Origin of the sequence: Mycolicibacter sinensis, assembly GCF_001667945.1 — a bacterium.
GTDB lineage: Bacteria > Actinomycetota > Actinomycetes > Mycobacteriales > Mycobacteriaceae > Mycobacterium > Mycobacterium sinense_B.
Map to the genome: position 1 here is coordinate 1 of NZ_LZJK01000035.1, position 3,779 is coordinate 3,779.

At 72.3% G+C, this 3,779-nt stretch carries 1 protein-coding gene and 1 pseudogene; both read left to right on the forward strand.

What is annotated here, in order from left to right:
- Window positions 1–2,730, forward strand: a pseudogene (locus A5694_RS23900) (PE family protein); the annotation flags it as partial.
- Window positions 2,731–3,150: 420 nt separating this feature from the next.
- On the forward strand, window positions 3,151–3,779 hold a 629-nt coding region (locus A5694_RS24895; RefSeq protein ID WP_342710399.1), incomplete at its 3' end, for a PGRS repeat-containing protein.

Here is a 3,779-nt window from a genome sequence, read left to right on the forward strand (position 1 = left end):
GGTGGTGATGGCAACGGTGGTAACGGCAGCAACGGTGGTAATGGCGGCAATGGTGGTGCGGGTTCGTCGATCCTGGGGCTTGGCGGCAACGGTGGTGCTGGGGGTGCGGCCGGCAACGGTGGCGACGGCGCGACCGGCACCTTGGCGCATCACGACGGTGGCAATGGTGGCAATGGCGCTGCTCCGGGCACCGGCGGCAAGGGCGGCGCCGGTGGCAGCGCGGCGGGCACCGACGGCGCCTCCCCGACCACCGGCGGCAACGGCGGCAACGGCGGCGACGGTTTCAATGCCGGCGCGGCCGACTCGGGCGCCGCAAGCGGCACCAACGGTGGTAACGGCGGCGTCGGCGGCAACGGCGGGGCCTACGGCAACGGCGGCAACGGCGGCGCCGGCGGCAACGGCGCAGCGGGCGCGGAGGGCACGAACGGCACGCCCGGCGCCGGCGGCACCGCCTCGACCGCTGGCCAGAACGGTGGTATCGGCGGCAACGGCGGCGCTGGGGGCAACGGCGGAACCAAAGCCGGCAACGCCGGCAACGGCGGCGATGGCGGCAACGGCGCCGCCGGCGGTACCGGCGGCAGCGGCGCGGTCAGCACTGACGACGCAGACCTGACGTCCGCCGCGAACGCCACCGGCCAAGATGGCGGCGCCGGCGGTCACGGTGGTGACGGTGGTGCCGGCGGCCAGGCGCTCAGCGCCACCGGCAACGGCGGCAATGGCGGCGCGGCCGGCACCGGCGGAAACGGTGGCACCGGCGGTGTGGGCGGTACCAGCAATGACGGCGTCACCAACACCAACAGCTACCGCCCCGGCGGGAATGGCGGCGCCGGTGGTGACGGCGGCAACGCCGGTGTCGGCGGGGCAGGCGGTGCCCAGGGCACCGACGGTCAGCTCGGTGAGGGCGCGGACGGCGGCAACGGCGGCGACGGTGGCGCGGCTGCACCATGGGTCCATGACATCTGGCCTGACGGCCAAAGCGGCCCGAACGGTGCAGTGGGCGGCAGCGGCGGCGACGGCGGTGTCGGTGGCACCGGCCTGCACGCCGGCAACGGCGGCAACGGTGGCGCCGGCGGCTTCGGCGGCGGCACCGCTGGCAGCACCCCGGGCACCGGCGGCAACGGCGGTGCCGGCGGCGCCGGCGGCAAGGCCGTCGCAGGCACCGTCGATGGGCTCGGTGGCAATGGCGGTACCGGTGGCGCCGGCGGCGCCGGTGGCAACGGCAACATCATCGAGTCCAGCCCGGTCGCGAATAACGCCGCCCAGATCCTGCCCGCCGGCGACGGCGGCAACGGCGGTAACGGCGGCGCCGGCGGCGCCGGCTTCGGCAGCGGCCACCAAGGTAACGGTGGTGACGCCGGTGCCGGTGGTAACGGCGGCAACGGCATGTCCGCCCCGCAGACGGCGGTCAATCCCGCCGGGGGCACGACCACCCTGTTCAACGGTGGCGATGCCGGCAATGGTGGCGACGGCGGCGTAGGCGGCGATGGCTACAACTCCGGCAACGGTGGCGACGCAGGGGCCGGCGGTGTCGGTGGTAACGGCGCCGATGGCACTGCTGACCACGCCAACGGCGGTAAGGGCGGTAACGGGGGCAATGGCGGCGATGTCGGCGTGGCCGGCACCGCCAACGGCGGTACTACCGGGGCCGATGGCGCGACCGCTGACGGCGGCGCGGGCGGCTCCGGCGGCAACGGCCAGGGCAACGTGACCGGTGTGACCGGCGGCGGCACCGGTGGTAACGGCGGCGCCGGCGGCGCTGGCGGCAACGGCACCCACACCGCCGGCAACGGCGGGGCCGGTGGCAACGCGGGTAACGGGGGCTCCGGTCAATTGGGCGCCGTCCCGTCCGCCGGCCTCAGCCTCAGCGGCGGACCTGGCGGCAACGGCGGATCCGGTGGTGCCGGAGGCGCCGGTGGTACCGCTACCGCGGCTGACGGCATTGGCGGCAACGGCGGCCAGGGTGGTGCCGGCGGGAATGGTGGTGTGTCCGGCGCGGCGCAGCACACCGACGCCGGCCATGGTTTCGGCCAGCATGGTGCGGTCGCCGGTGACGGCGGCGCGGGTGGCGCCGGTGGTGCCGGCGGTGCTGGTGGGGTGAACGGCCACGTCGGCAATGGTGCTGACGGTGGCGCCGGTGGCAACGGTGGTGACGCCTTCACCGCGACGCCCAACGACTACAACAACGGCAACGTCGATGTCGCTGGTTCGGCCGGTGATGGTGGGAATGGTGGCGCCGGTGGGGCCGGCTTCACCCCGGGTGATGGTGGTGCCGGTGGTAACGGTGGCAACGGCAACACCGTGACGGTCAATGCGCCGGGCGGTACCGGTGCTACCGGGATCACTGGTAGCGGTGCGATCGCGGGCGCCGGCGGTGATGGCGGTGCCGGTGGTGCCGCGATCGGTGGTGGCACCGGTGGCGCCGGTGGTGCGGGTGGCAACGGTGGTATCGCCGGCGGCGACAACGCCAACGTGGTGGCCGCGACCGGTGGTGCCGGTGGTGCTGGTGGCGCTGGGGGCGCCAGTGACAGCGGCACCGGCGGTGTCGGTGGTAACGGTGGCGCCGGCGGCGACAGTGAGACCACGGGCGGTGGTGCCGGTGGTGTCGGCGGTAGTGGCGGTACCGGTGGTGCGTCCGGGGCCACTTCCGGCGACAGCGGTGATGGCGGTGGTGCGGCGAGTGGTGCCACGGGCGGTGCCGGCGGCACCGGCGGGGCCGGGGCCACTCCCTAGGAAGACGTAGTCGGCGAAGCCCCGCATGTCTGGTGCGGGGCCCGGCCGCAAAACTCTGCCTAGGAAGCAATACTCACGGGGGATGGCCGGGGGCGCCTGGGGACGCAGCGGCGGCTCTTAATTCCTTCCCTTGCCCCGTACCCTTGCGCCTCTACGGGAGAAAACACCCGCTCGGGTGTACCTTCCGCGACTGTCCAGCAAAAAGACGTACTAAAGGGACGGAAAGAAGCCGGTTGTTGCACCTCTGGTAGACAATTGACGCCTGCGTAAGTACTGTGCTGTTCCTAAGGCGCGTGTTAACCAACGTTCACGGCGCCAAGGAACCGACGGGAAACGGGGGCAATGGTGGTTGTTCGGCGCGGCGTTGCGGGCGGCGGGAGTTCTAGCTCGGGCGGGTCTGGTCGGCGGGGCCGGCGGATCGTGGGTGCGTCTTCGGCGGTGGGGGCGTTTTTGGCGTTCGGGATGGCGCCCTTGGCGGCGGCGCCGGTGGCCAACGCCGATTTCGAGGACTTCCTGACGGATCTGTTTGATCCGGGTGCGTGGGGCAACCTGTCGAACGATTTCAACAGTCTGTTCACCGGTTCGGATTGGGATCTGTCCGGTTCGGCGGATGCGTCGGGCCTAGAGATGGCTCAGATGTGGGAGACCATGTTCTACACGCCGCTGCACGCGGCGTTGCAGGACTGGATCAACTCTGACTTCGGGTCGCAGGTCAATGGGGTGATCAACCAGTTGACGGCGCCGTTCACTGAGGGTTTTTGCGGGATGATCTGCAACGGCGCTGACGGTACTGCCGACAGCGTCGACGGCCAGGCCGGTGGGCTGTGGTTCGGCGATGGTGGTGATGGCTGGACCTCGAACCTGGAGGGGGTGGCCGGCGGTAACGGCGGGCACGCCGGGGGTATCGGCAACGGCGGCGACGGCGGAGCCGGCGGTCTGGGTGCTGATGGTGGCAACGGTGGCCATGGTGGCGAGATGTGGGGCAACGGCGGCGATGGTGGTGCCGGCGGTGCTGCGACCGCGACGTTGGCGGCTGGTAATGGCGGCAA